The sequence below is a fragment of the Pseudomonas sp. 2995-1 genome, assembly GCF_002742505.1.
In the GTDB taxonomy this organism is placed as follows: Bacteria; Pseudomonadota; Gammaproteobacteria; order Pseudomonadales; family Pseudomonadaceae; genus Aquipseudomonas; species Aquipseudomonas sivasensis.
On sequence record NZ_LJSA01000368.1, the window covers coordinates 24024 to 50517 of the forward strand.

Annotated in this window: 22 protein-coding genes and 1 pseudogene; 6 read left to right on the forward strand and 17 right to left on the reverse strand. The window is 59.4% G+C overall.

All coding sequences use genetic code 11. The features are described 5' to 3' along the window. The first annotated feature begins 121 nt into the window (after positions 1-121). Positions 122-838, forward strand: a complete 717-nt coding sequence (locus tag AOA61_RS16850) for a hypothetical protein (RefSeq protein ID WP_095186385.1) — start codon at positions 122-124, stop codon at positions 836-838. A gap of 53 nt (positions 839-891) precedes the next feature. Here the strand turns inward: AOA61_RS16850 and AOA61_RS16855 are convergent, their stop codons facing one another. Further along, positions 892-1986, reverse strand: coding sequence for a pyridoxal phosphate-dependent aminotransferase (locus AOA61_RS16855; RefSeq protein ID WP_099602198.1), 1095 nt, complete (start codon positions 1984-1986; stop codon positions 892-894). Positions 1987-2131: 145 nt separating this feature from the next. After that, positions 2132-3487: a serine hydroxymethyltransferase gene (gene glyA / locus AOA61_RS16860; RefSeq protein ID WP_099602199.1), complete on the reverse strand. Its 1356-nt coding sequence runs from the start codon at positions 3485-3487 to the stop codon at positions 2132-2134. Between the two features lie 308 nt (positions 3488-3795). Here glyA and AOA61_RS16865 point away from each other — a divergent pair, with 308 nt between their 5' ends. Then, positions 3796-4398 (forward strand): helix-turn-helix transcriptional regulator, encoded by a 603-nt coding sequence (locus AOA61_RS16865; RefSeq protein WP_095186382.1) that lies wholly within the window; start codon positions 3796-3798, stop codon positions 4396-4398. Further along, the gene (locus tag AOA61_RS16870; RefSeq protein WP_032885624.1) at positions 4385-5263 is read left to right on the forward strand and encodes a queuosine precursor transporter; all 879 of its coding nucleotides are present in this window, start codon (positions 4385-4387) and stop codon (positions 5261-5263) included. The genes AOA61_RS16865 and AOA61_RS16870 overlap by 14 nt, the downstream gene beginning before the upstream one ends. A gap of 41 nt (positions 5264-5304) precedes the next feature. On the opposite strand, the gene queC is transcribed toward AOA61_RS16870, so the two are convergent. The 6 genes from queC to cyoA all read right to left on the reverse strand — a co-directional run bounded on the left by queC (position 5305) and on the right by cyoA (position 10940). Further along, positions 5305-6003 (reverse strand): 7-cyano-7-deazaguanine synthase QueC, encoded by a 699-nt coding sequence (gene queC, locus AOA61_RS16875; RefSeq protein WP_032885623.1) that lies wholly within the window; start codon positions 6001-6003, stop codon positions 5305-5307. A 103-nt stretch (positions 6004-6106) separates the two neighbouring features. Further along, the gene (gene cyoE, locus AOA61_RS16880; protein ID WP_014719864.1) at positions 6107-6994 is read right to left on the reverse strand and encodes a heme o synthase; all 888 of its coding nucleotides are present in this window, start codon (positions 6992-6994) and stop codon (positions 6107-6109) included. Between the two features lie 11 nt (positions 6995-7005). Then, positions 7006-7347: a cytochrome o ubiquinol oxidase subunit IV gene (gene cyoD / locus AOA61_RS16885; protein WP_017734785.1), complete on the reverse strand. Its 342-nt coding sequence runs from the start codon at positions 7345-7347 to the stop codon at positions 7006-7008. Then, positions 7347-7973 (reverse strand): cytochrome o ubiquinol oxidase subunit III, encoded by a 627-nt coding sequence (locus AOA61_RS16890; RefSeq protein ID WP_032885622.1) that lies wholly within the window; start codon positions 7971-7973, stop codon positions 7347-7349. The genes cyoD and AOA61_RS16890 overlap by 1 nt, the downstream gene beginning before the upstream one ends. 3 nt (positions 7974-7976) lie before the next feature. Beyond that, the gene (gene cyoB / locus AOA61_RS16895; protein WP_032885621.1) at positions 7977-9995 is read right to left on the reverse strand and encodes a cytochrome o ubiquinol oxidase subunit I; all 2019 of its coding nucleotides are present in this window, start codon (positions 9993-9995) and stop codon (positions 7977-7979) included. 3 nt (positions 9996-9998) lie between these two features. Then, positions 9999-10940 (reverse strand): ubiquinol oxidase subunit II, encoded by a 942-nt coding sequence (gene cyoA, locus AOA61_RS16900; protein ID WP_032885620.1) that lies wholly within the window; start codon positions 10938-10940, stop codon positions 9999-10001. A gap of 27 nt (positions 10941-10967) precedes the next feature. Between cyoA and AOA61_RS32535 the strand changes: the two are divergent. Beyond that, positions 10968-11259, forward strand: a pseudogene (locus tag AOA61_RS32535) (hypothetical protein). Positions 11260-11732: 473 nt separating this feature from the next. On the opposite strand, the gene AOA61_RS16910 reads toward AOA61_RS32535, so the two are convergent. Next, complete coding sequence (locus AOA61_RS16910) at positions 11733-12239, reverse strand: disulfide bond formation protein B (protein ID WP_032885619.1); 507 nt, start codon at positions 12237-12239, stop codon at positions 11733-11735. A gap of 210 nt (positions 12240-12449) precedes the next feature. Then, entirely contained in the window at positions 12450-13631 is a 1182-nt protein-coding gene (gene hmpA / locus AOA61_RS16915) for an NO-inducible flavohemoprotein (protein WP_099602200.1), read from the reverse strand. 147 nt (positions 13632-13778) lie between these two features. Here hmpA and norR point away from each other — a divergent pair, with 147 nt between their 5' ends. Next, entirely contained in the window at positions 13779-15323 is a 1545-nt protein-coding gene (norR, locus tag AOA61_RS16920; protein ID WP_099602201.1) for a nitric oxide reductase transcriptional regulator NorR, read from the forward strand. 126 nt (positions 15324-15449) lie between these two features. Here norR and AOA61_RS16925 read toward each other — a convergent pair whose 3' ends face one another. Further along, on the reverse strand, positions 15450-16352 hold the full coding sequence (locus AOA61_RS16925; protein ID WP_095186380.1) for a DMT family transporter: 903 nt from the start codon (positions 16350-16352) through the stop codon (positions 15450-15452). 136 nt (positions 16353-16488) lie between these two features. Between AOA61_RS16925 and AOA61_RS16930 the strand changes: the two genes are divergently transcribed. Beyond that, on the forward strand, positions 16489-17361 hold the full coding sequence (locus AOA61_RS16930; RefSeq protein ID WP_032885615.1) for a helix-turn-helix domain-containing protein: 873 nt from the start codon (positions 16489-16491) through the stop codon (positions 17359-17361). Here the strand turns inward: AOA61_RS16930 and AOA61_RS16935 are convergent. The 6 genes from AOA61_RS16935 to AOA61_RS16960 all read right to left on the reverse strand — a co-directional run bounded on the left by AOA61_RS16935 (position 17358) and on the right by AOA61_RS16960 (position 26448). Further along, a complete protein-coding gene (locus tag AOA61_RS16935) occupies positions 17358-19859 on the reverse strand; it encodes a LuxR C-terminal-related transcriptional regulator (RefSeq protein WP_099602202.1) in 2502 nt (833 codons plus the stop codon). The genes AOA61_RS16930 and AOA61_RS16935 overlap by 4 nt on opposite strands. Positions 19860-20087: 228 nt before the next feature. After that, complete coding sequence (locus AOA61_RS16940) at positions 20088-21446, reverse strand: DUF1329 domain-containing protein (RefSeq protein WP_032885613.1); 1359 nt, start codon at positions 21444-21446, stop codon at positions 20088-20090. A gap of 26 nt (positions 21447-21472) precedes the next feature. Further along, positions 21473-23251, reverse strand: a complete 1779-nt coding sequence (locus tag AOA61_RS16945; RefSeq protein WP_099602203.1) for a DUF1302 domain-containing protein — start codon at positions 23249-23251, stop codon at positions 21473-21475. 482 nt (positions 23252-23733) lie between these two features. Next, entirely contained in the window at positions 23734-24645 is a 912-nt protein-coding gene (locus AOA61_RS16950) for an SDR family oxidoreductase (protein ID WP_099602204.1), read from the reverse strand. 118 nt (positions 24646-24763) lie between these two features. Continuing rightward, a complete protein-coding gene (locus AOA61_RS16955) occupies positions 24764-25666 on the reverse strand; it encodes an alpha/beta fold hydrolase (protein ID WP_032885610.1) in 903 nt (300 codons plus the stop codon). Then, positions 25666-26448, reverse strand: coding sequence for a class II aldolase/adducin family protein (locus tag AOA61_RS16960; protein ID WP_032885609.1), 783 nt, complete (start codon positions 26446-26448; stop codon positions 25666-25668). Before AOA61_RS16960 ends, AOA61_RS16955 begins: the two co-directional genes overlap by 1 nt. Positions 26449-26494: the final 46 nt, after the last annotated feature.

Consider the following 26494-nt stretch of genomic DNA (forward strand, 5'->3'; position numbering starts at 1 on the left):
CGCCGGTCGGCAGCCTTGCGCCGCGATAGGGGCATTGTGCTGCCTTGACCTGATCCCCCTCCACCCTGAAAATGCGCGACGCTTTTTTGTCTTCCCCGTTTACTGAAGTAGTGAAATTTCAATGTCCGATTCTTACACCGAACACTCCGCCGAAGAATCCGTAGTCGCCTTGCACGCCAAAGCTGAATACGAAAACGCCATCAATCTTTCACAGCACGTGCCAGCCGCCAAGATCATCAGCGAGATGGTGCTGGACGCCTTTCACACCTCCAAGGAAAGCGACCAGATCCGCGAACTGCGCGTCGCCATCCGCCAGGCCCACGACGCCTTCGACGACGACAAGGCCTACGACCTGATGGGCCAGCTCAAGCAGCTCAAGGACGCCGAAGCCGCCGATAACATCGCGCTGGAAGACCTGAGCAGCAAATTCTCCATCAGCCGCATCCTGTCCAGCTTCAAGGACGACCCCGAGTTTCAGGAACTGGTCTACGGCCTGGCCCTCAAGGTGCTGAACCAGTCTCACCAGGCAATCAGCAACCCAAGCGCCGGCAAGGGCAAGGCGGCTCGCCCCAAGAAAGAAGCTGAAGTGTTTGTGATCAGCAAGGACGGCATCAGCGTCACGCTGCCGCTGCGCACGCCACGTTCTAAGTTGAACGTCGACCGCGAGGCGTTCGAGTTCCTGGGCTTCAGCTTTGTGGGTGAAGGCGATGAAGCCGAGCTGCAAGTCGAAAGCTTTGTGGACAACGCCGGCGTCGAGCAGCCGCTGAGCCGCAAGAGCGTGATTACTGCACTGCAACAGCAGACGGCGTTTGCGGGTTACAGCATCGCGCAGCAGTAACCAACACCCTCGGATCAATGTGGGAGTCCTCTCCCACATTTTTTTGCGCGGTGTCAGCTGGCGCCCTGAATCTGCGCCGCAAACACTTCGCGAAACCGCGCCATCTCCCGCTTATTCCCCACCGTGACCCGCACCCACTGCGGCCAGTTTTCCCACACTCGTCCGATCAGTACGCCGTGGGCGGCCAGTGTGTCGATGACCTGCTCTGCCGGGCGCTTCACGTCAATCATGAAGCAGTTGGCCTGGGATGCCGTGCAAGTGAAGCCACGGCCCTTAAGCCAGGTGACGGTTTCTTCGCGCAGTTGCGCGTTGAGCGCCTTGCGTTGGGGCAGCACCTTCACAGCTTCCAGGCTGGCGAGGCCGCCGAGCAAGGACGAACCGGCCGGGACGTTGTCGCCGCCGAATACCGCCAAGCGCTCCAGCAGCGCCGGATGGCCGATCGCCAGGCCCAGGCGAGCGCCGGCCATGCCGTAGATTTTCGAGAAGGTACGCAGCACCAGCAGATCGTCGTTGTCCTTGACCCAGCTCACCACGCTTGGGGTATCGGCGAAGTCGATGTAAGCCTCATCCACCACCAGCACACAGCCTTTGGGTTTGTTCGCCAAAGCCTGGCGGATGGCCTCGGTCGGCGTCACGGTGCCCGTCGGGTTGTTGGGGTTGCACAGGTAGAGCATGCCGGCCTGGGGGTCAGCCGCGAGCATGGCCTGGACGTCGTGGGCATGCTCGGCGTTGAGGTTCACTTCTTTCACCGGCGCTTTGCGCGATTTGGCGGCCTGGCGTGGTACCTCGTAGGACGGCGTCGCCATCACCAGGCCCCGGGTTTCGCTGGTAAACGCCAGCACCGCGTAGCGCAGTGCGGCCATGGAGCCGGAAAACACCGCCACTTGATCTTCGGCAATCCCTTGTTGCTGTGCAAATAACTCGGCCAGGGCGTACATGTGTTTGTACGGATAACGCCCTGCAGTGTCGATGCCGCGCTGCATCGCTTCGCGGGCCGCTGCCGAGGGCCCGTAGGGACTTTCGTTGTAATTGAGCAGCACCTTGTCAGTCTTGGTTGCCGACGACGCGGCCACCGCCCAATCCAGGCGCCCGAGTAAAGGCAGGGCGGCGCCGAGGGCGAGAAGGGATCGACGACTAACGCTGACCATGGTGACTACTCCTTGTAGGCGGATGATGGATTCGCACTGCTCGTACAAGTGAGTATGACGAGACAATACGCGGCGGATTTAACCGAGCGCCCATGAAAAAGCCCCGTACGACTTTCGACGACGGGGCTTTTTCATGGGCGGGCTTTCAGTGCTCCCAATAGTCCGCGATGGGGTATTTGGCACACAAATGCTCAAGTTCAGAGCGCAATTGCGCCTGCGCAGTGGGCTCGAAGTGGTACTCGTATTCACCAAGCGGCGTCACCTGGTTGAGTACCCGGCACACCAGATCGACGACTTGCCGACAGCCATCGGCATCCACATTGCGTTGCGCCATGGAACCTGTGCCAATACACAGGCCACTGGCAACGGCAGACGAACGGGTCTCGCCGGGGACGCGACTTTTATTCACAACGATTCCGCAGCATTCCAACGCCGACTCAGCGATAGCACCGGTCATGTCCCCGCGCAAACGAATCAACACCGTATGGTTTTCGCTGCGTCCACCGACCACGTCATAGTCATGGGCCTGAAACGCGTAGGCCGCTTCGTCGGCCAGGGCGCGAACCCGCCCCATGCAAACGTCGAATTCCGCCGTCATTGCGTAGCCGAGCGCCGCGGCTTTTGCGGCGATCATATTGACCGCCGGCGCGCCCTGCATACGCGGGAAGACGGCTTGATCCAGCACACGGCTGAAAGTCGCCTTCAAGCCAGGCACCTTGGTATGGGCGTCGCGACCGGACAGGATCAGCCCACCACGCGGGCCACCCAACTGTTTGTGAGTGCAAGTGGTCGTGACGTGAGCCGCGTTAATCGGGCTGGGGTGGCGACCGGTCACAACCAGCCCTGCGATATGGGAAATATCGGCCAACAGGATCGCGCCTGCTTCATCGGCAATCGCACGAAACCGCTCGAAATCCAGCACACGCGAATAAGCCGATGCGCCGCAAATGATGATCCGTGGACGATGGGCCAGCGCCAGGCTGCGCACCTGCTCGTAATCGATAAGGCCCTCGGCAGTGGTGCCGTAGCGAATCGCTTTGTAGTAGGCCCCGGTAAACACGGCGGGGCTGCCGTGGGTCAGGTGACCTCCGTGATCGTGGGCCATGCCCAGCAAGGTATCACCCGGCTCAAGCAGGGCGGACAACACTTGGGCGTTGGCGTTGGAACCCGAGTGCGATTGCACGCCGGCGTAGTGGGCGTCGAACAGTTCACGCGCCCTGCGGATCGCCAGGGACTCAACCAGATCGACATTCTCGCAGCCGGCGCGATGACGCTTGCCGGGCGCGCCCTCTGCAGTAACGTTGACGAGTGCGGACGCGGAAGCCGCCAGGGTGCGAGGCTTGACTGCACAGGAGGACGCGACCAATGACAGCGTGCGATGTTGGCGCGCCACTTCGGCGTCCAGCAACATCGCCAGTTCCAGGTCCTCGGCGCGCAAGTCCGCCATGCCTCGGCGCAACAGGTCAGCCTGATCCTGCAGGTGTACGGTATTGAATGCCATGGCGGGTGTCCTTTCCTTGGTCGCTGCGTATCAGTTCGTCCTGAACCGTGGCGTTCAATTAAACAGGAAATTAAACATTTTCCAAATTAAATGTTCTCTTTTGTCCCCCCTTACCGAGCGGATGGCCATTAGCCTTGCGCAATGCGGATCCCTCGCATCCGAGACTTTATTGTTAGGTCGCACGCGTGCAACACTTGCGCCCGCCGCGACGTATGAAACGCCCTGGATGGGCGTTTCACTGTTGAAACAATCTATACGGCGCCTTCAAAGATCGACGGTTTTTACTATAGGGAAGTGGTGAGCGCGTGATGCACAGACGAGAAAAAACCGAGCATTTGAAGAGCAACATCAAGTACTTGATCAAGAGCCGTGGCGAGACCCAGCTGTCGCTGTGCAACGCCGCCGGCCTGACCCGCACTACGATCTACAACATCCTCGAAGGCAAGGTCGTCAATGTTCAGCAGTCGACCCTGCGCAAGATTTCCGACTTCTTCGGCGTGTCCTACGAAGAAATCGAGACCATCGATTTTGAAGCCAAGGAAATCATCGAGAGCAGTGCCTCGCCCCAAGGCAACATGAACCCCGCAGCCGTGCCGGTGCTCAAGCAAAGCCAGGTCATGCAGCACTTGGATAAGCGCATTGGCGAACTGGCTACCCTCTTCCCGCTCACGTACTACTTCGGCACCTCCCACAACCTGATCGGCGTGCGACTGGAGCGCCCTATACCGGGTGCGAATGAGCCGGGTGACCTGTTGATCATCCAGAAGGGTTCGTCGAGCGACGATAAGGAAAAACTGGTGTTCGACAGAGCTACCCACACGCTGTTTATCAGCCGTGAAGCCTGCGCCAGCTCAGAACGTCTGTGTGTTCTGGGGGATATCATTGAGGAGCGCTTCAATGACCACGTATGAAAGCGAGATCGAAAACAGCAAATACAAACTGCTGGGCTTCGAAAATGACAAGCGCCTGGCGGTGATCATGATCATCGCCACGGGCAAGATCATTCGGGTCAAGTTGAGCGAAGTCTTAAACAGCGAAATCATGGATAACTTGAATAAAATGGAAGTTAAAAACCTGTACAAGAAGTACTACTCCCAAGCGGGCACGGTGACGGCGTACGACCTCAACGATCGCAATGAAAGTTCGTGGATGATCTACATCATCCTCAACCTGCTGCTCTTCACCTTTTACATCTTCACCAGCATTGCCGCGACGAAACCGATCTACATCGAGTCCCTCGACATCATCGTTACGCCGGGCACTTTCCTATACCCGCTGACCTTCCTGATCGTGGATCTGCTCAACGAAAACTTTGGCCTGAGGCTCGCCAGGAAGGCCATCCTGTTTGCCTTTGCCAGCAACGCGATGATCATCATTTTGCTCTACGGCTCCACCTTCTTACCTGGCTTGCCCGGTTGGAAACTCGACGGTCCCTATAACGATGTAATTGTGCAGGTGTCGTCGGTGTTGATCGCGTCGTCGGTGTCATTCCTGGTGTCGGAAAACATCAACTCGTATTTGCTGTGCAAGATCAAAGAGCTGACTAACTCCAAATACCTATACCTGCGCATCTTCCTCAGTACGTTCTTTGCGGTGATTATCGACAGCTTCCTGTTCTGCTTTATTGCGTTCTACGGCGCCATGCAGACCAGCGATATCCTGAGCATGATCTATGTGCAGATCGCAATTAAGGTGGGCTTTGCGTTCTTTAATATTCTGCCGGCCTATGGCGCGCGTTCGTTGTTCAAGCGCTATATCACCGGCAACGCTGCCTGATTGAAACACGCCGATGGGCCTTGCCCATCGGCTTCATCACCTTAGTTCAGCTGCAACTTCTGCTTCAGGTTCTGCATGACATCTGTCTTGTTCTGCAGGTACTCATTCAAGCCCCGAGCACGCAGGTTGCACGCATCACACTCGCCACAGCCACTGCCTAGGACGCCGTTGTAGCAGGTCAGGGTCTGCTGGCGGACCAAGTCCAGTTGCTGGTGGTAATCGGCCAAGGCCCAGGTCTCGGCCTTGTTCAGCCACATCAGCGGGGTTTCCAGGCGCACGTCGTATTCCATGCCCAGCTTGAGTGCCTGATTCAGCGCCTTGACGAATTCATCGCGGCAGTCCGGATAACCGGAGAAGTCGGTTTCGCATACGCCTGTAATGACGGTCTCGGCTTTCACCTGGTAGGCGTAGATTGCCGCCAGGGTCAGAAACAGAATATTGCGCCCCGGCACAAAGGTGCTGGGCAGGCTTTCACCTGAGCTATTCACGGTCGGCACAGGAATGTTGTCGCGGGTCAGGCTGCTGATGGCCAGCTCGTTGAGCAACGACACGTCCATCACTTTGTGAACGGTCGCCCCCAACTGCTTGGCAAGCTGCTGGGCGACTTCGACTTCCGCCACATGGCGTTGGCCGTAGTCGAAGGTAATGCAGTGCACTTCATCGTAGTGCGGCAGTGCGTGGATTAAACAGGTGGTGGAGTCTTGTCCGCCACTGAACACGATTACGGCTTTTTTACTCATCGTTCTGCGTCCTGCATGGGTAGGATGTGGGCATAGTTTAAAGGTCACTCAATAAAAAACCCCGCGCTTCTTTCGAAGGCGGGGCCTTTTGCTACTCAGACACTCAGTGTGCGTAGGTCAGCAACAGCTCTTTCGGCACTTGGAAATCCAGGGACATCATCACGCTGAGCGCGGTGATGGTGAAAATCGAGAACACGAACAGCTTGCGCGCCCAGACGGTGTCATCCACCGCCTTGTAGCCTGTCCAGGCCATGTACAACCAGTACATGCCCATGGCAGCCGCGACGGCGAGGTAGCTCATGCCGGCGTAGCCACTGAAGGTCAACATCAAGGTCGCCACAAGGAAAGCCAGGATGTAGAGCAGGATGTGTTTCTTGGCAACCTGGATGCCACGCTTGACCGGCAAAACCGGAATCGATGCAGCCAGGTAGTCGTTGAAACGGAAGATCGCGATGGCGTAGGAATGCGGCATCTGCCACAGGCTGAACATCACCAGCAGCACCAGCGCGGCCATGTCGAAGCTATTGGTTACAGCCACATAACCAATCACCGGCGGCATCGCCCCCGACAGACTGCCCACCAGCGTGCCGTGAACCGACTTGCGCTTGAGGTACAGGCTGTAGAGGCCGACGTAGATGACAAAGCCGATCACGGCAAACAGCGCCGCCAACGGGTTGGCCACCTTGTACAACAGTGCCACACCGGCAACACCCAAAACGGTCGCGTAGATCAGTGCCAGCTTCAGGGAGATAAGGCCCTGGACCAGCACGCGATTCTTGGTGCGCTCCATCTTGATATCGATGTCACGGTCGATGCAGTTGTTGAAGACACAACCGGAAGCAACCACCAGGGACGTACCGATCATCGCAGCCAGGAAGATGGCCAGATCGACATGTCCCTTGGAGGCCAGGAAGAAACCGCCCGCCACAGAAAGCACGTTACCGAAAATGATCCCCGGTTTGGTGATTTGGATAAAGTGCTTAAGCGACATCGGGTCTTACCTCACTTCGCCATCATGAACGTATGGATGCTGAACATGATCCATATCGACAAGCCAACCAGCAGCAGGATTACTAAGCCTGCGAACACGAACGCAATCACGTTATCGCGCTGCTCTTTAGAACGATCCAGGTGCAGGAAGTACACCAGGTGAACCAGGACCTGAATCACCGCGAATGCCAATACGATCATCAAGGTGATCGACTTCGGCAGGGTCGGGTACATCACCAGACCGAACGGGATGAGCGTCAGGATTACCGACAGGATGAAGCCAATGGCGTACGACTTAACGCTGCCGTGGCTCGAATCATGGCTGTCATGGTCATGGGAGTGTGCATTAGCCATTACAGAGTCCCCATCAGGTAAACAACGGTGAAGACGCAGATCCAGACCACGTCCAGGAAGTGCCAGAACAGGCTCAGGCAAGTCAGGCGAGTCTTGTTGGTGTTGGTCAGGCCGTGTTTATTGACCTGATACATCATCACCGCCATCCACAGCAGGCCGGCAGTAACGTGCAGACCGTGGGTGCCGACCAGCGTGAAGAACGCCGACAGGAAACCGGAACGGTGCGGGCCGTAGCCTTCGGAGATCAACAGGTGGAACTCGTTGATCTCCATGCCGATGAAGCCCAGGCCGAACAGGAAGGTCATACCCAGCCAGGTCAGCACGCCTTTCTTGTTGCCCTTGTAGAAGGCCAACATGGCGAAGCCGTAGGTGATCGAACTGAACAACAGCAAGGCGGTTTCGCCAAGCACGTAAGGCAGTTCGAAGATGTCGTGGCCCGACGGGCCACCCGCTACGTTGTTTACCAGTACCGCGTACACCGCGAAGATCGACGCAAACAAGATGCAGTCGGTCATCAGGTAGAGCCAGAAACCGAAAACGGTCATCGGCCCCGAGTCGTGGTGATGGTCATCGTGCCCATGGTCATCGACATGGGCGTGTCCAGCATTGGTCACTAAGTTCGACATGGTTTAAGCCTGTTCCAACGAGGTTTCTACACGGTTGGCCGGGATTTTCTTCTCGGCGACCAGGCGAGCGTGCTGCTCGGCTTCGATGCGCTCGATCGTTTCGACCGGCACCATGTAGCCTTGATCATCACGTGCTGCGTGGACAATGAAGTAGCCGATGGTGCCCACCAGGCTCACGATTGCCAGCCACCAGATGTGCCAGATCATCGCGAAACCGAACACGGTCAACAGCGCACCCATCACCACGCCAGTGGCGGTGTTGCTTGGCATGTGGATCGGCTCGTAGTGCTTAGGACGCTGGTACGCAGTACCGTCTTCCTTGGCTTCGGTGAACGCATCAATGGTGTTCGCAGTAGGGATCACGGCGAAGTTGTAGAACGGCGGCGGCGACGAAGTCGACCATTCCAGGGTGTGGCCATTCCATGGGTCGCCGGAGTCGCAAGCGTTCTGCTTACGGTCACGGATGCTCACGTACAGTTGGATCAACTGGCAGGCGATACCCACAGCGATCATGATTGCACCGAACATGGCAACGTACAGGTACGGCACCCACTCAGGGTTGGTAGTAGCGTTCAGACGACGGGTCATGCCCATGAAGCCCAGTGCATAGAGCGGCATGAACGCGACGAAGAAGCCCGAGATCCAGAACCAGAATGCAGCCTTGCCCCAACCTTCGTGCAGCTTGAAGCCGAACGCTTTCGGGAAGTAGAAGCTGAAACCAGCGATGTAACCGAATACAGCGCCACCGATGATCACGTTGTGGAAGTGAGCGATCACGAACAGGCTGTTGTGCAGTACGAAGTCAGCACCCGGGATGGCCAGCAGTACGCCGGTCATGCCGCCGATGGCGAAGGTCACCATGAAGCCCAGGGTCCACAGAACCTGGCTGGTCATGCGCAGACGACCGTGATAGATGGTGAACAGCCAGTTGAATAGCTTCACCCCCGTCGGGATGGAAATCAGCATCGTCGCCAGGCCGAAGAAGGCGTTGACGCTGGCCCCCGAGCCCATGGTGAAGAAGTGGTGCAGCCAAACCATGAAGCCCAGTACCGAGATCGCGCCCGATGCATAAACCATCGAGTGGTGACCGAACAGGCGCTTGCCGGTAAAGGTCGAGATCACTTCGGAGAAGATACCGAACGCTGGCAGGATCAGGATGTACACCTCAGGGTGACCCCATGCCCAGAACAGGTTCACGTACATCATTGGATTGCCACCAAGTTCATTGGTGAAAATGTGGAAATCCAGGTAACGGTCAAGCGACAGCAGCGCCATGGTAGCGGCCAGGATCGGGAACGAAGCCACGATCAGGACGTTGGCCCAGGTGCAGGTCCAGGTGAAGATCGGCATGTCCATCAGTTTCATGCCAGGGGCGCGCATTTTCAGGACGGTGGCCAGGAAGTTGACCCCCGTCAGCGTCGTCCCGAGTCCTGATAACTGTAGCGCCCAGATGTAGTAGTCCACACCCACGCCAGGACTGTACTGGATACCCGACAATGGCGGATACGCAACCCAACCGGTCTTGGCGAATTCGCCGACGCCCAGGGACACGTTGATCAGCACAACGCCGGATACCAGCAGCCAGAAGCTCAGGGAGTTCAGGAACGGGTAGGCAACGTCACGGGCACCGATCTGCAGCGGCACCGCAAGGTTCATCAGGCCGGTGAAGAAAGGCATCGCCATGAAGATGATCATGATCACACCGTGGGCGGTGAAGATCTGGTCATAGTGTTCAGGCGGCAGGTAGCCAGGCGAACCTTCGGTGGCCATGGCCAACTGGGTACGCATCATGATGGCGTCGGCAAAACCGCGCAGCAGCATGACCATGGCAACGATGATGTACATCACGCCGATTTTCTTGTGGTCGACCGACGTCAGCCACTCGGTCCACAGGTAGGTCCACTTCTTGAAATAAGTGATTGCTGCAAACAGTGCCAGACCACCCAGCGCGATCATGGCGATGGTAATCATCACAATCGGCTCGTGGAACGGGACCGCATCCCAACTTAATTTACCAAACATCGTTTACTCCTCTGCCCCAGCAGTTGAATGCGAGCCCGTGTCAGAACCTTCAACCGCGGCCACTTCTTTCTTCTCGTGCTTGACCGGCTTGCCTGGCTTCATACCTTCGTACTTGTCGACGATTTTCTGAAACAGGTTCGGCTCATACGCGGAGTACAGAGCGACTGGGTTGTTCTGGCTTGGTTTGGTCAGGGCGTCGTATTCAGCTTGATCAAGCTGTTTAGGTGCGGCCTTGACTTCGGCTACCCAGGCGTTGAAATCTTCCTGGCTCGTCGAGATCGCTTTGAATTTCATGCCGGTGAAGCCAGCGCCGCTGTAGTTCGCGGAGATGCCTTCCATTTCAGCTTTTTCGTTCGCGATCAGGTGCAGACGAGTCTGCATGCCTGCCATCGCGTAGATCTGGCCACCCAGGGCTGGGATGAAGAACGAGTTCATCACGGCGTCGGAGGTGATCCGGAAGTTAAGCGGGGTGTTCTCCGGGAACCGGATCTGGTTAACCGTGGCGATACCCAGGTCCGGGTAGATGAACAGCCACTTCCAGTCCAGCGCGACCACTTCGATGTTGATCGGCTTGACGTCGGACTCCAGCGGACGGTACGGGTCCAACTCGTGGGTCGACTTATAGGTGATGTAACCCAGGGCGATGATGATGAGGATCGGAACCAGCCACACCGCGATTTCGATCTTGGTGGAGTGCGACCACTTAGGCGCGTAGGTCGCGTTGGTGTTCGACGCGCGGTATTTCCAGGCGAAGGCGAAGGTCATGATGATCACAGGCACCACAACCAACAGCATCAGCAGGGTGGCAGTGATGATCAGGTTTCGTTGATCCAGACCGATCTGTCCTTTTGGGTCCATCAAGGTCCACTTGCAGCCTCCCAGCATTAACATCATGCCAAGCAGCGGCAAAAAGCCTAGTAATCGGGGGTACCTGTTTTTACTCATCTCACGACCTCTAAAGCAGCTTGCGCAATGCAGTTGGGTTTTGATCGCCAACACTTCACCCTGCCAAGGGTTGGCATTTCTCTTCGATTGAATAAGAGCCTGCCCGGCACGCCATAACGGAGCGTTTCACGGACCTGCGGTGAGTTCTTATTCGATTTCGTGGTTAAAGGCCTTGTTACAGACCAATTCCGTTTGGTGCGGATAGTTGAAAGGCTGCCGGAACCTTGGGGTCGCACAGAGCCATCCATCTGCCCCTCGACCGCTCCAGTGCTCAAATATTGAACAGCACGGGACATTCAGTGCGTGCGATTGTAGTTAGCTAGCGATGTATAAACCATGTCTTATAAAGAAATAATTTTTATCGATTACAGCAATAATCCTTCACCGATATTGCAACGGTTCGCGATTTTATCGCGTTCGATTCTCAACAAAAACCACAAAAATTGCGGTGTTATAGGCTGAACCGCCACGGCCCTCAGTCGTCGTAAGGGCGTGCAAAACCTATCTAACCCCCCAGAAAACAAGGCATTGGGACATCACGCAAAGGTGTGTCCGCCGCGAGGTGCGCAACGTCGTCCAGACCACGAACTGACAGCACACCTTGGGCGTTTTTTGCAAATTTAAGCGATGGCTTCGCGAAGCAGAAACGTCCTGCGGCGGCCTCTGTGTGACAACATGTCGCACGCTTCGCGCACCCTCAGTTGTCCCGTGTCACGCTCTATTCACAAAAGCCTACAAACAAAAACGCCCCGGCCTTCGTCAAAGAAGGACCGGGGCGTTTGACAGTTGGGTTCAGGCCTTGCGCTGGCGATTGCGATAGATGCCCAGCGGCACCAGGATCACCGTCAGCACGAACGCCACTAAGGCCCACTGCGCCAGGGACAGGCCTAGCACCGGCGGGTACGGCGTGCTGCAGAAGCCATCGACCTGAAAGCCCAGCGGGAAGACCTTGGCCAGGGGCAGGTCATCGACGATGGGTTGCAGCACATCGATGCCGCAGCTGACCTGCGGGAAGAACTGCGTGTACACGTGGTGACCCGCTGCGGCCACCCCGCCGACGGCGCTGAGGATCACCAGCCCTTCGAAAAAGGTCAGGGCACCCTTGGTGCGCATGGCTGCGCCGATGAACGCGAAGATCGCAATCAACAACAAGGCATAGCGTTGCAGGATGCACAGCGGGCACGGCGCCTCGCCCAGCACCACCTGCATGTACAACGCCCCACCGATCAGCGCCAGGCAGATGATGCCCAGCAACACCAGAAAGCGCCGCTCCCTGCCTAAACGCAATTCGTCACTCATCCCCGTATCCCTTTGTTTGGTTATGCCAATGGCCGCAAGTTTACACACAGAGAGTGGTTTAAACAGAGGGGGGTTAACGGGGGATTAATCTGAAGAAATAGAGAGCCAAATGTGGGAAGGGGCTTGCCCTCCATAGCAGTGGATCAGCCAGCTTATCTTCAGCTGACACACCGCTATCGAGGACAAGCCCCCTCCCACATTTTGACCGTGTTATTCCAAGGCAGCAGCCGGGCCGAAGAACTCGTAGCGGCTTTGCTTCTCGGGCACACCCAGGGCCTTGAGGTGGCGCTTGATTGCGGCCATGAAACCTTTAGGTCCGAGGAAGTACGCGTCCAGGTCACGCTCTTGCGGCAACCAGGCCTGCAACTGCTCCAGACTCAAGAGCCCAACGTTATCCGCCGCAAGGCTTACACCGTCATCCTCGGCATAGCAATAGAAGCGCTTGAGTTGCGGGTGCTTCGCGGCGAGCGCGTCCACCCAATCGCGAAACGCGTGCACCCCGCCGTTACGCGCGCAGTGGATAAAATGCACCGGACGCTGGGTGGCCAGAGCGGCTTCAAGCATCGGCAGGGTCGGCGTGATGCCCACGCCGCCGCTGATCAGCACCAACGGTTTATCGCTGGCCTGCAGGATGAACTCACCCGACGGCGGGAACAGGTCGATGGTTGCGCCGACGTGCAACTGGTCATGCAGGTAGCTGGACACCCGGCCACCGGCTTCGCGCTTGACGCTGATGCGATACTGTCCGGCATCGCTTAGGGCCGACAGGGAATAGTTGCGGCGCACTTCTTCACCGTCGAGCACCAGCTTCATACCGATGTATTGGCCTGGCGCAGCGGCAAGGATCGGACCGTTATCCACAGGCGCGAAATAGAAAGAGACGATCTCGGCACTCTCCTCCACTCGCTTGACCAACGTAAACGCCCGCGCACCGCGCCAGCCGCCGGGGGCCTGGGCTTTCTCTTCGTAGATGGCGGCTTCGGCACCGATCAGAATGTCGGCCAACTGGCCATAGGCGGCGCCCCAGGCCTTCATCACCTCAGGCGTGGCAATCTCGCTACCCAGCACTTCGGAAATCGCCCGCAGCAGGCAGGCGCCCACGATCGGGTAGTGCTCCGGCAGGATCTGCAACGCCACATGCTTGTTGATGATCTTCGCCACCAAGTCGCCCAGTTGGTCGAGCTGGTCGATATGCCGCGCGTACATCAACACGCCGTTGGCCAAGGCGCGAGGCTGGTCGCCGCTGGCTTGGTGGGTCTGGTTGAACAGCGGGCGCACCTCAGGGTACTCGGAGAGCATCATGCGGTAGAAATGGGTGATCAGCGCCTCACCGCCACTTTCCAGCAGGGGCACGGTGGATTTGACGATGGCACGGTCTTGGGCACTAAGCATGGGAGCCTCCTGGGCTTCTTTACTGATTACCCTTAGCTACTCAGTATTCATGCCAACTAATAAATCGTTAATTTTCAATACCTTAAACATTGTGTAGTCAGTATGACCTCCTACACTCTATAGTCATAAGGACTACAAGGAGTCATTATGACTGCGCAATCATTGCTCACCACCCTCCTGCCCTTGGTCGCCGACCTGTCCCGCGACCTGCCCGAAGGCGAGCGCTATCGCCGCCTGTTGCAAGCCATGCGTGCCCTGCTGCCGTGCGACGCCGCAGCGTTGCTGCGCCTGGACGGTGAATGGCTGGTGCCGCTGGCAGTAGACGGGTTGAGCGCCGACACCTTGGGCCGACGCTTCAAGGTGAGCGAGCACCCGCGCTTCGCCGTCCTGCTCGGCAGCCCCGGCCCGACGCGCTTTGACAGCGACAGTGAATTGCCCGACCCCTACGACGGCCTGGTCGATGGCCTGCACGGACACTTGGAAGTGCACGACTGCATGGGCTGCCCGTTGTTTGTCGACGACCAGCCCTGGGGCCTGCTGACCCTGGATGCCCTCGACACCGAACGTTTCGAACGGGTTGAACTGGACGCCCTGCAAGCCTTCGCCAGCCTCGCTGCCGCCACCGTCAACGTCGCCGAACGCATCGAGCGCCTGGCGCTGCGCGCTGAAGACGAACACCAACGTGCCGAGATCTACCGTCAAGCCAGCGGCCAGCAGCACAAGGAAATGATCGGCCAGAGCAAAAGCCACAAACGCTTGGTCGAGGAAATCAAACTGGTGGGCGGCAGCGACCTCACCGTGCTGATCACCGGCGAAACCGGAGTGGGCAAGGAATTGGTGGCCCAGGCTATCCACTCGGCATCCAATCGTGCGGATAAACCGCTCATCAGCCTCAACTGCGCCGCCCTGCCGGAGACACTGGTGGAGAGCGAGTTGTTCGGCCACGTACGCGGAGCCTTTACCGGCGCGCTCAATGAGCGTCGCGGCAAGTTCGAACTGGCCAACGGCGGCACCTTGTTCCTGGATGAAGTAGGCGAACTGTCGCTGACCGTGCAAGCCAAGCTGCTGCGGGTGCTGCAAAGCGGTCAGTTGCAGCGCCTCGGTTCGGACAAGGAGCATCAGGTTGACGTACGCCTGATCGCCGCCACCAACCGCGACCTCGCCGACGAAGTCCGCAACGGCCACTACCGCGCGGACTTCTACCACCGTCTGAGCGTATACCCGCTGCAGGTGCCGTCACTGCGCGAGCGCGGGCGCGATGTGTTGCTGCTGGCGGGCTTCTTCCTCGAACAGAACCGCTCACGCATGGGCCTGGGCAGTCTGCGGCTGACCAGCGATGCCCAGGCCGCGCTTTTGGCCTATAACTGGCCGGGGAATGTGCGGGAGCTGGAACACTTGATCGGACGCAGCGCGTTGAAGGCATTGGGCAACTGTCGCGAACGGCCGAGGATTCTGAGCTTGAGTGCCCTGGATCTGGACTTGCCGACGGTGAATGCGCCGGTCATCGAAGCACAGGCTCAAGCCGCACCCGTGGTCACCGGCGACCTGCGCCAGGCCACCGAAGACTATCAACGCCAGATCATCAGCGCCTGCCTGGAACGCCACCAACACAACTGGGCCAGCGCGGCCCGCGAACTGGGCCTGGACCGCGCCAACCTGGGCCGCATGGCCAAGCGCCTCGGACTGAAATAGCAAGGACAGCTCGGCCAAATGCATGCAATGCAGGAAATGTGGGAGGGGGCGTGCCCCCGATTGCGGTGGGCCAGCTATAGAGGGGCTGGCTGACACACTGCCCTCGGGGGCACGCCCCCTCCCCCATTAGACTGTCTTCGCCTGGAAGACCGGACTGGCAGACTTAGGCTTACGAAACACCAACACATTGCCCAACATCACCAGCACCAACCCCGCCAACGCGGGCGCGGTCCATTGGTAGCCCTCGGCAAACGCTGACACATTCAGCGCCACCACCGGGAACAGCACCGTGCAATACGCTGCCCGCTCCGGCCCCATGCGCCCAACCAGGGTCAGGTAGGCCGTAAAGCCGATCACCGAACCCGGAATCACCAGGTACCACAGCGCGCCGATGTACCGTGCGCTCCAGTCCATCTCAAACGGAATACCCCGCACCACACAGTAGGTCGCCAGCATCAAGGAGCCGTACAACATGCCCCAGGCATTGGTGGTCAGCGGCCGCAAGCCGGCCTTCTGTTGCAGGCTCGACAGCATATTGCCGGCCGAGAAACACATCGTCCCCAGTAACGCCAGACCCAAGCCGAACAAGGTCTGCGGACTGGCGGTGTGCCCCACCAGTTCCGGCCAGAACAGCAAGCCCAAGCCCGCCAACCCGAGGCCACCGCCCATCAACACGTTACGTGCCACGCGCTGGCCGAAAAACACCCGGGCATTCAGCGCGTTCCACAACGTGGCGGTGGAAAACACCACTGCCACCAGGCCGCTGGGAATCCACTGGCTGGCGGTCAGGAAGCACATGAAGTTGACGCAAAACAGGCACAGCCCCTGCGCCAGGCAGATCAGATGCCCGCGCCGGTTCATCACCTGCAACTTGCGGCTGAGCAGCAACAACGCAAACAACACCAGCGCCGCCAAGCCAAAGCGATAGACGATGGACACAGGAATCGCCACTACGCCCAATTGCCATTTGAGGGCGATCCAGGTGGTGCCCCAGATCAGCACGGTGAGTAAATACAGGGAAAGGTTCATAGCGGGCTCCATCGGTTGAGCCACAGTGTCGCCCTCAACCGGCGCCGCGCTCTTGCAGATTCTTGCGCTTTTGTCGGGCGGTGGGCTCACAGCGCCCACCTCGCGGAGTAGGATGCAAGGCGTCGGAGAACACACCATGTCAGATCTGGAATCCCTACAAGTCTTTCAAGCCCTTAACCGCTCGCCCAACGCACGCCTTGAAGCCTGCGCCGAGCTCGGTGACGGCTTGTCGGCAGCTTTGTGGAGCAACCATCACGATTCCCAGGACTACCAGGCGCCAAGCCATCACACCTTATCCTGCTACATCGGCGGTGGCACTGGCACCTTTCGGCGTGACCAGCCGGGCACCAAGGGCGGCCCCGACAAGCTGTGTATCCTGCCCGCCGAGCATCAGTCGGCGTGGGTGATCAACGGTGAAATCCGCCTGGCCCACGTGTATTTCAGCCCAGAGCAATTTGCCCTCGGCTGCGTCACCCTGCTCGACCGCGAACCGCGCACCCTGGAACTGCGCGAAAGCACCTTTCTGCAAGACGACAGCCAGGCCAGACGCTTCCACCAGTTGATCGCGCTCAACTGGCAGGAGCCCGCCGAACGCCTGCTGACCAGCAGCCTGGCCCATGAAATGCTCAGCCACACCCTGCTCAGCCAGGTAGGCGCCCGCGAAGGCCTGCGTTTGAAAGGTGGTTTAGCGGCGTACCAGCGACGGCTGTTGGTGGACTACATCGACCAGCACCTGGAAGACCCCATCAGCCTTGGGCAACTGGCTGGCCTGTGCGCGCTGTCGGAATACCATTTTGCGCGGATGTTCCGCCAAAGCTTCGGCCTGCCGCCCCATCAGTACTTACTGGCGCGTCGGCTGACCCGCGCGCAACACCTGCTGCGCAGCGGTGCCCTGCCCTTGGGCGAGATTGCCTTGCTGTGCGGTTTTTCCAGTGCCAGTCACTTCACTCATCGCTTCCGCCAGGCCATGGGCGCCACGCCCGGCGACTACCGTCAGGCGTTCATTTAAACCATCAAGCCCAACGTCTTGGCCTTGGCCACCGCCTGAGTTCGCCGCTCGACGCCCAACTTGCTGTGGATGCGCCGCGCGTGAGTCTTGACGGTGTGCAGGGAGATAAACAGCCGGTCGGCAATTTCCAGGTTGGAGCTGCCCAGGGCGATCAGTTGCAGCACTTCCAATTCACGCTGGCTCAAGGGGTTTTCTACCGTGCCGGGGGTTGACGCCTGGGGTTCCATGCCCAGCTCGCTCAACAGTCCCGGCGAGCGCAAACGCAGTTCGCGAATCGCTTGTTGCACCTGACAACGCCCGGCCAGTTCCAGGCCGGTTTGCAGCGAACGGCGCGCCAAGGCAGCATCGCCCAGTTGCCAAGCGACTTCGCCCAGCACCAGGTGCAGCTCGGTTTCCAGGCAGAGCATGCCGCGCTGATGGGTGGTTTCCAGCAACGCGTTGAGCCGTGCCACTGGTTGATCGGCGCAGCCCAGTTTCACCTCCGCCAGCACCAGCAGGTATTCCAGGCGCGGAATCAGTTCCAGGGTGGCCGGTGGCGCCTGTTTGGCCTGGGGGCCACGGAAGTGGCGCAGCACACGACGCACCGCTTCCACGGTCAATTCGGCGCGGCCTTGCTGCAACCAGAAATGCCCACTGACCAACAACAGCACCGCCCGGTATACCGTGTCCGGCACCTGGCGCTGCTGCATCAGCCGTTCGGCCTCGCGCAGTTGCACAAAGGCCTGGGCGTAATCACCCCGGTTGGCGGCCAGCAAGGCCAGACCGAGAAAACCGTAGAGCACGCGTTTGTCCTGGCTGTGCAGGCACATCTTCAGGCCAGTCTCGAAACAGTCGGCGGCCAAGCTGTCCTGGCCCTGGCGCAACGCCAAGTGCCCGCGCCGCAAGGCGATGCGCCCAACCAGTGGCCCGGCCTTGAGCCGCTGCTTGAGCAACATCGCCTGCACCGTTTCCAGCAGGCTTTGCGCCCGATACGGCGCGCCACGCTGTTCCAGCAATTGCGCGTGATCCAACTCCAGCAACGCCTCCAGCACCAACGAACCATGGGCGCGCGCCAGGCACAGCGCTTCGCGGTTCAGGCCTTGGGCGGCGTCCAGTTCACCGCGCAGCAAGGCTTGCTGGGTCAGCCCCGACAGGCACATCAGGCGCGAAGTCCAGGCGCTCTCGGGCAAGGCTTGCAGGGCCTCGAGAAAATGCAGACGGGAACTCTCGGCATCGCCGCCCAGGTGCAGCAACCAGCCCCACTGCGCCTGCCAGCGCGCCAGTAAATAACGCTGTTGCGCCGCCGAGGGTTGCGGGGCAAATCGAGCGAGCTGATCGATGCACGCAGCCGCCTGTTCGAAGCGCCCGGCGAACAGGAGCGCAGCAGTCACCAACCCCACTAGTTGCGCCGAGCCGAGCATCAGCTCATCGCCATGCTGCTCATGCAGGCGCAACAGCAAGACGGCGTTCTGCTGGCGGAACAGGTCCTCAAAACTGAAGTGCTGCAAGAGGCTCACCGCCATTTCATATTCTTCGGCCAGCAGAGCCTGTTCAAAAGCGGCCTGCCAATCCTGCTCGGTGCAAAACCACTGGCAAGCGCGTCGATGCCAAGAGCGCCTGGCAGGCCAGGGTTCGTTGTGCATCAGTTGCGCCAGGGGCGGGAAAACCTGCAACCAGTCGGTGTCTTCCCACGGCTCGATAAATGCGCCCAGCGCGTGTAAATCCCTCAGGTATTGGCCACCGTCGCCAGCGCCGAACAAGTGTTCGCACAGGCCAGTATTGAAGCGCGGCAGATGGGCCAGCACCCGCCAAGCCTCGGCCAACTCCGGCGGCAGCGTGCTGAACAGTTCGTGTTGCAGGTAGTCGAGCAACGTCTTATCGGGATGACCATCACCCAGCAAGGCGATGCGCACACCCGCGCACCAACCCGCGCTGAACTGCAGCACGCTGTCGACGGACTGGGCCGGCGCATGGCTGAGCAGTGCCTGGATTTCCACAGGGGTAAATGCCAGTTCGGCGCCGCACTCAAGTAACTCATCGTCGAGCAGCAGCCGAGGCCAATTGCAGGCCGGACGCCGTCGAGCGCCCAGCCACCAGGTCAGGGCCGGGCTGCTGGCGGTGAGCAGGCGATCGAGCAAGGCGTCGGTGTCTTGAGTGGGTAAGCGGCAGAAATCATCGAGGAACACCCATGCCTGGGCCTGCCAGCGGCTGAGGTCCAGCAGCAATGTGGCTTCGTCGGTAAACATCAGGCCAAGGTTTTGCGCCAGCCGTTGGCACAGGTCGAGGGGGCTGAGCGACGCGCCATTGAGCGGCAACCAGTACACCTGGCAACCGATGGGTGCCTGCAACGCACATTCGGCGAGCAACGCGCTCTTGCCGCTGCCGCCGGGGGCGCATAACAACTTGACCCTGACCGGTGCTGCCAGCAAAGGCTCGGCCAGGCGGGGGCGCAGCAAATGATGGGCGGACAGCCGGGGCATGAATCCAGGACGGTCCAGGCAGCGTGTCATGGCGGTCATTGCTGCATCCTGCTTTTTTATTGTTATGCAACGTGATGCGTACCCTAGTCCTGTGGCGGGGGGTTGTTGAAGAAGTATTCAGCAGGGTGATTGAAGGCCATGCACAGAACCCAATGTGGGAGGGGGATTGCCCCCGATGGCGGTGTATCAGTCAACCAATCCAGTGACTGATACTCCCTCATCGGGGGCAAGCCCCCTCCCACATTTTGACCCCGCTTCGATCCGGGATCAGCGCACGCCTTCAGCCCTCAAGGCTGCCGGAGTGTAGTCCGCTGCCTTGGCCGCGAAGCCGAACACGAAGCTGCTCTTCTCCTCGTTCTTCATGCCCAGTGCGATGTAACGCCCGGCAATGATGTCGTACAGGGTTTCGACCGTGTAGGCCGGCACCTGGTGGTCGTAGTAGAACTGCGCATGACCTTCGGCGACGCGCCACAGTTGGCCACGACCGTCGTAGTGATCCACCAGCGCGACTTGCCAGCTGTCTTCGTCGATGTACATGTGGCGCTTGGCGTAGATGTGCCGCTCGCTCGGTTTGACCGTGCCGACCACTTCCCACACGCGGTGCAGTTCGTAGCGGGTCAGGTCCTGGTTGATGTGACCAGCCTTGATGATGTCGTCGTACTTGAGGCTCGGCGAATCGAGCTTGTAGCTGTTATAGGGGATGTACATCTCTTTTTTGCCCACCAGCTTCCAGTCGTAGCGGTCGGGGGCCCCGGAGAACATGTCGAAGTTGTCGGTGGTACGCAGGCCGTCGGACGCGGTGCCCGGCCCGTCATAGGACACTTGCGGAGCACGGCGCACACGGCGCTGGCCGGCGTTGTAGATCCAGGCCAGGCGCGGTTCTTTCACCTGGTCGAGGGTTTCATGCACCAGCAGCACGTTGCCCGCCAGGCGCGCTGGGGCGGTGACCGATTGCTTGAAGAAGCTCAATACGTTGGCCGCCTTGGCCGCGTCGATATCCGGGATCGCTTGAGGCACCGCCACTTCTTCTTCGAAGCGGATCGGCGTGTAGCTGCCATTGGTCTGCGGGGTGGCCTGGGTGATGATGCGGCGCAGGTTACCGCCGTGGTAACGGGTGATGTGGTTCCACAGCACCTCCACGCCATTCTTGGGAATCGGGAACGCGTAGTAGCGGTTGCCGGTGAAGTTTTCCAGGCCGTTGCCGTCGTTGATCGCCTTGACGTTCAGTGCGCTGCGCTTGATCGATTCGTAGATGTCCGCCGGTAAGTTGACCGTACGGTGGCTCGGGTATACCGGAATCTTGTAGGTCTCGGGGTAGCGTTTGAACATCGCCACCTGGCCGTCGGAGAGTTTGTCTTTGTACTTGTCGACGGTGGCGGCGGTGATGACAAACAGCGGTTTTTCATTGGCGAACGGGTCGGCCAGGAAGCCTTTGCTGTCCACCGCGCCAGCGTTTTTCGGGATACCGCCAGTCCAGGCCGGGATCGAGCCGTCAGCGTTGCCGGCTTTTTCGGCACCGACCGGCGTGAGGGTGGTGCCCAGCTTGGCCGCTTCTTCCGGCGACACCGCCGCCATTACGTGAGCAGCCAACAGACTCAGGGCCAACACTGCAATTGTCTTACGCATAAGTTCTTGTCCTTCTTTAAGCCAAATCAGAAGTTCACGCCGAAGCTGAGGGCGAGGAAGTCGCGGTCGGTCAGGGTGTTGTAGTCGCCACCAAAGAAATCGGTGTAGCTGAGGCTGGCGGTGTAGGTGCTGCGGTAGTCCGCATCCACACCGACGCTGATCGCCTTGGCGCCCTTGTTGAAGATCCCGTTGGGCCCATAGCCGGCCACGTCATGGGACCAGGACAGGTTGGGCTTGAGGTTCACCCCGAAAATGGCGTTGTTGTAGTCAAGGATCGCCCGCGCGCGGTAGCCCCAAGAGGTGGAGGTGACGAAACCGTCGGTGTCACCCTCGAAACCGTAAGCGCCGTAGACCGAATCGCGGCCGTAACGCAGTTTGGATTTGTCCTCCAGGCCAGCCACGTGCACCACGGCCGCTTCGCCCACCAAAGTCAGGCGTTCGGCGCCGAGGACTTGGTCAAAGAACTGGGTCATGGTGCTTTGGATCTGGGTGATTTCCTTGCGGCGGTAGCCTTTGTTGTCGCTGCCGAAATTGCTGCGGATGGGTGAGGCCAATTGGCCGGCGATTGGGTTAAGCAAGGCCAATGTCAGGTCGGTGGTATTCAACTGCACCGGGGCATTGGGCCGGTAGCTGATTTCCCCGGTCCACGCCGTGCCGGTGGGCAAGGTAGTGGAGAAACTCGCGCCGAACAGGCGGATGTCTTCCGGGTAGTCGAGGTAGTACTGGCCACGACCAAGCATGGTGCTCTGGGCCAAGGCCTGACCGAAACCTCCAGCGGCGGCGGCGATGCCACCGATGGTTTGCAGTGTGGTGTTGTTGGTGATGGTGCCTACAGTGGGTGTGCGGCTGTGGTAATTCATGAAATACAAACCGTACTCGGTGTCGTCACCCAGCCAACGCAAAGCCGCCCCAAACTGACCGAAGTCCCGCGCATCACGGTCGCCCGCACGCTGTACCACCACACCCTCGCGCGTCACCACAAAACCCTGGCCGCGGTTTGCCGCAATCGATTGCAGCGGCGCGATACCAGGGCTGCCTACTGTGTAGTTACCGGTGCAACCATCCGCCGCCACGTCACCGCCAAAGAAGGTGCCGCAGTTATCCAGCACGGTCTGGTCCCACTCCAACTGATAAAACCCTTCCACGGTCAGTTGGTTGGTCAGGCTCTGGGACGCAAACAGCATGTTCACCGGGATCAGGCCTTCCTTGATCTCGGCACCCGGACGGCGGAACGCCGACACGTCAATCGGGTTGATGCTGTTGATGGAGTTGCCGATGAAGGTACTTTCACCCCAACTGACCACCTGCTTACCGGCGCGTACGGTGCCCGGCAGGTCGCCCAGGGAGTAGTTGTGATAGACGAACGCATCGAGGATCTGCGCACCGCTGGACTTGGCGCCTTCCTTGCGGTTGTGGTCGCTGATCTGCTTGAACTCGCGGTCTTCGTCCTTGAGCTCAAAGTCGTACCAGTACTTGCCGCGCACGAACACACCGGTGTCGCCGTACTTGAGTTCAAGGTCGTGCAGGCCCTTGAAGATTTTCGAGAAGGTCTCGCCCTTCTTGAAATTGAGCCGTCCGTCATCCCCCGTGGAAGCCTGGCCCGTGCCGCCATTGACGGTACCCACGAGTTTTTTATCGGCATCACGCATGCCCCAACTCGAACCCACCGACAACGACGAATCGAATTGCCCTTCGATCTCGCCAATATTGAACGAAACAGCCTGAGCCTGGGCACAGCAACCCAAGGCAACCGCAGCGGCCAGCGCCTGTGGCGTGAAGATGGCGCGCATTGTTGTTTTTGTCATGCGTCTTCCCCGGTGAGTGACAGAAGGCCCCACCCTACTGCCGCACATCAGGAGCGATAAGCGCACCAAGGAGGGATTCGTGTTGTCGCTCGAAAGGATTACCGGGCGCTCTGGCCTGGGTCTGGGCGGGGGCATGAACCGTGTGGATGGCGGGTTATCAGGGCCATGGATGGCGAGCGTCAAGACTGTTGCAGTTTTTACAACAGTCCTTGTCCCGAAGCGCTATTACTCATCTTGTCGCAAACGACTATTCTTGCCGGGCTTTCAGGGCAAACGGCCCGCTTCCCCAAACGGGAGAAAAGCCAGACTCAAATGGATTGATGTCTTTATTCAATCTGTTACCGGTGTTCACTGACGTTGATTTGTCGCTCCTTGATCCAACGTCTTACTTCAGCCGCTGCGTTTGCAGCGGCTTTTTTTTGCCTGAAATAAAACGGGGCGCCATCAGCGCCCCGTAGGATTCAAACTTTTTCAAGCAATGATCACAGGCTGTACTTCTGCAAGTTGGCCATCATCTCCTTCAAGGCCTCGATGTTGTCCTTGGGATGAGCCGCCCCTTCGAAGTCGCAGATCTGCTGCCAGTGCGCCGCCACATCGTCCGGTGAAAAACCGGCTTCGGGATCAAAGCCCACACCCAGGCTGCGCTCCCAGCGGGTCTTGCCAATCCAGCCACCGCCCACTTCAAACAACCCCGAAGTTTCCTGGCACGCTTCGCTGCCCAGGTACACCACCAGCGGGCTGACCAATTCCGGCTTGAGGCGCTCGAACACTTGCGGCGGGATCAGGCCTTCGGTCATGCGCGTGGCGCCAGTGGGGGCGATGGCGTTGACCAGGATGTTGTTCTTGCGCCCCTCCAGCGCCAGGGTACGGGTCAAGCCGTACAGGCCGAGCTTGGCCATGCCGTAGTTGGACTGGCCGAAGTTGCCGTAGATGCCCGAAGTGGACGCGGTAAAGATCACTCGGCCATAGCCTTGCTCACGCAGATGGGGCCAGGCGGCGCGGGTGACTTTGTAGGCGCCTTCGACATGCACCCGGTAAACCAGGTCCCAGTCGGCGTCTTCCATTTTGTGGAACGTTTTGTCGCGCAGGATGCCGGCGTTATTGACCACTACGTCGATGCGGCCAAAAGCGTCGAGGGCGTTTTGCACAATCCTGTCACCATCGGTGACAGAGTCGTGGTTGGCTTCGGCAATACCACCCGCCTCGCGGATCTCGGCCACTACACGGTCGGCCGCCGAAGCACTGGCGCCTTCGCCTTGAGTGGAACCGCCGAGATCGTTGACCAGCACCTTGGCCCCATGTTTAGCGAACAACAGCGCATGGGCCCGGCCCAATCCGCCGCCGGCACCGGTGACGATCACGACCTTATCCTGGAACTGCACTGACTCACTCATACCGAACTCCAATGGCGACAATGGGAATGGGTCGAGTGTCAGGCACAGGGCTGCCGGTCACAATAAAGACAGCCAAGGCTGAATGGTGCTCGATAAGGCAGGGGGATGATCCTAAGGCTCAGGAATAAGCCATGCGGGTTTCAACCTGCCCAATCCGATCACGAAACGCCTGGTAATGCTTGAGCACCTGCACCGGCGCTTCAATCTGCGGGTAGTGGCCGATGTTGGCCAGTAACACCGTGTCGGCATGGGGCACCAATTGGTGGTAACGCTCCACCATATGGACACCGGAGATCGGGTCGATCTCGCCGTCGATCACTCGCAATGGCACGTCACCCTGCTGCATCGCCGCCACCCAGCGATCACGCAGGCGCCGACGCTGGGGAATGTAGGCGATCAGCTTGTGCAGGATGCGCGTGCCATCGTTGCAGTCGATCAGGCTCCAGAAATCGTCCAGTGCGCTTTCGCTGGGGCGGGTGTTGGGGCCGAAGATCTGGCCGAAGCTGTCGGCCAGGGCATTGCGCCCGAATGCGCGGCCGATCATCCAGCCCAGCGGGCTGAGCAGGAGTTTTTGCACCAGCGCCGGGCGATGGGTTTCCGGGAACAGTCCGCCGTTGAGAAACACACAACTGGCCATCTTGAATCGGCCTTCATAGTGCCGGGCCAACAGTTCCTGAGCGACGCTGTCACCGTAGTCGTGGGCCAGCACGTGCACCGGCTGATCCACCCGCAGATGCTCCAGCAAAGCCTGTTGCAAATCCGCCTGTTCCAGCAGGCAGTAGCCATGGTCTAGAGGCTTGGCTGAATCGCCGAAACCGAGCATGTCGCAGGCGATGACCAAGTTGTGCTGGGCCAGGGGTTGCCACAGGTAATGCCAGTCCCAACTGGCGGTGGGAAAGCCATGGATCAGCAGCAACGGTTCGCCCTGCCCCGACACCCAGTAACGGATGGTGCGTCCGTGAAATTCGAAACTCTGGCTGCGTTTGCGCCAGGCTCTGAGCGGGATCTCGGCAAGTGGCATCAGCTTCTATACCCAGGATCTTGAGCATCCAATTTGCGCAGCAACGCCGGCCAGGCCAGCGCGCCCCCCATACCTTGAGCGCTCTTGGTGACAGCAGCGACCATGGCTTTGGCGCCCGCAAGAATCTGCGGACCAATGGCGATCAATTCAGCGCCGCCGTTTTGCGCCAGCACCTGGATATCGCAGGCGCGCTGAAAGGTGAACATCATCAGGAACGTGTCGGCGATGGTGCTGCCACAGGTGAGCAGGCCATGGTTGTGCAGCATCAAGAAATTATTGTCGCCAAGGTCGGCTTGCAGGCGGGCCTTTTCCTCGTGGTTCAGCGCGACGCCTTCATAGGCGTGATAGGCCAGGCTCGACAGCACGAAGATCGATTGCTGGCTGATCGGCAGCACGCCCTGTTTCTGTGCCGCCACCGCCACACCGGCGGCAGTGTGGGTATGCAACACGCAGGTGACATCGTGGCGAACTTCATGAATGGCGCTGTGGATCGTGTAGCCCGCCGGGTTGATCTCGTAGGGGCTGTCCATCAGCTTGTTGCCGGCCTGGTCGACCTTGACCAGGCTCGACGCAGTGATCTCGTGGAACATCAGTCCGTAGGGATTGATCAGGAAATCATCGGTGCCCGGCACCTTGGCCGAGATGTGGGTGAAGATCAGGTCGTCCCAGCCATGCAACGCCACCAGGCGATAGCAGGCCGCCAGGTCGACACGGGCTTGCCACTCGGCAGCACTGACCTGATCTTTGACATTCTGTGGCGGCACAACAGGGGCTAGGCTCACGGTAACGACCTCCTTGGCGCACTTCTTATTATTTTTCGAGTGATGG

What these genes read in the sequence shown, in the direction of transcription:
- AOA61_RS16850 (WP_095186385.1), top strand. Translation starts at nt 122, where the DNA reads ATGTCCGATTCTTACACCGAACACTCCGCCGAAGAATCCGTAGTCGCC.
- AOA61_RS16855 (WP_099602198.1), bottom strand. Translation starts at nt 1,986, where the DNA reads ATGGTCAGCGTTAGTCGTCGATCCCTTCTCGCCCTCGGCGCCGCCCTG.
- glyA (WP_099602199.1), bottom strand. Translation starts at nt 3,487, where the DNA reads ATGGCATTCAATACCGTACACCTGCAGGATCAGGCTGACCTGTTGCGC.
- AOA61_RS16865 (WP_095186382.1), top strand. Translation starts at nt 3,796, where the DNA reads ATGCACAGACGAGAAAAAACCGAGCATTTGAAGAGCAACATCAAGTAC.
- AOA61_RS16870 (WP_032885624.1), top strand. Translation starts at nt 4,385, where the DNA reads ATGACCACGTATGAAAGCGAGATCGAAAACAGCAAATACAAACTGCTG.
- queC (WP_032885623.1), bottom strand. Translation starts at nt 6,003, where the DNA reads ATGAGTAAAAAAGCCGTAATCGTGTTCAGTGGCGGACAAGACTCCACC.
- cyoE (WP_014719864.1), bottom strand. Translation starts at nt 6,994, where the DNA reads ATGTCGCTTAAGCACTTTATCCAAATCACCAAACCGGGGATCATTTTC.
- cyoD (WP_017734785.1), bottom strand. Translation starts at nt 7,347, where the DNA reads ATGGCTAATGCACACTCCCATGACCATGACAGCCATGATTCGAGCCAC.
- AOA61_RS16890 (WP_032885622.1), bottom strand. Translation starts at nt 7,973, where the DNA reads ATGTCGAACTTAGTGACCAATGCTGGACACGCCCATGTCGATGACCAT.
- cyoB (WP_032885621.1), bottom strand. Translation starts at nt 9,995, where the DNA reads ATGTTTGGTAAATTAAGTTGGGATGCGGTCCCGTTCCACGAGCCGATT.
- cyoA (WP_032885620.1), bottom strand. Translation starts at nt 10,940, where the DNA reads ATGAGTAAAAACAGGTACCCCCGATTACTAGGCTTTTTGCCGCTGCTT.
- AOA61_RS16910 (WP_032885619.1), bottom strand. Translation starts at nt 12,239, where the DNA reads ATGAGTGACGAATTGCGTTTAGGCAGGGAGCGGCGCTTTCTGGTGTTG.
- hmpA (WP_099602200.1), bottom strand. Translation starts at nt 13,631, where the DNA reads ATGCTTAGTGCCCAAGACCGTGCCATCGTCAAATCCACCGTGCCCCTG.
- norR (WP_099602201.1), top strand. Translation starts at nt 13,779, where the DNA reads ATGACTGCGCAATCATTGCTCACCACCCTCCTGCCCTTGGTCGCCGAC.
- AOA61_RS16925 (WP_095186380.1), bottom strand. Translation starts at nt 16,352, where the DNA reads ATGAACCTTTCCCTGTATTTACTCACCGTGCTGATCTGGGGCACCACC.
- AOA61_RS16930 (WP_032885615.1), top strand. Translation starts at nt 16,489, where the DNA reads ATGTCAGATCTGGAATCCCTACAAGTCTTTCAAGCCCTTAACCGCTCG.
- AOA61_RS16935 (WP_099602202.1), bottom strand. Translation starts at nt 19,859, where the DNA reads ATGACCGCCATGACACGCTGCCTGGACCGTCCTGGATTCATGCCCCGG.
- AOA61_RS16940 (WP_032885613.1), bottom strand. Translation starts at nt 21,446, where the DNA reads ATGCGTAAGACAATTGCAGTGTTGGCCCTGAGTCTGTTGGCTGCTCAC.
- AOA61_RS16945 (WP_099602203.1), bottom strand. Translation starts at nt 23,251, where the DNA reads ATGACAAAAACAACAATGCGCGCCATCTTCACGCCACAGGCGCTGGCC.
- AOA61_RS16950 (WP_099602204.1), bottom strand. Translation starts at nt 24,645, where the DNA reads ATGAGTGAGTCAGTGCAGTTCCAGGATAAGGTCGTGATCGTCACCGGT.
- AOA61_RS16955 (WP_032885610.1), bottom strand. Translation starts at nt 25,666, where the DNA reads ATGCCACTTGCCGAGATCCCGCTCAGAGCCTGGCGCAAACGCAGCCAG.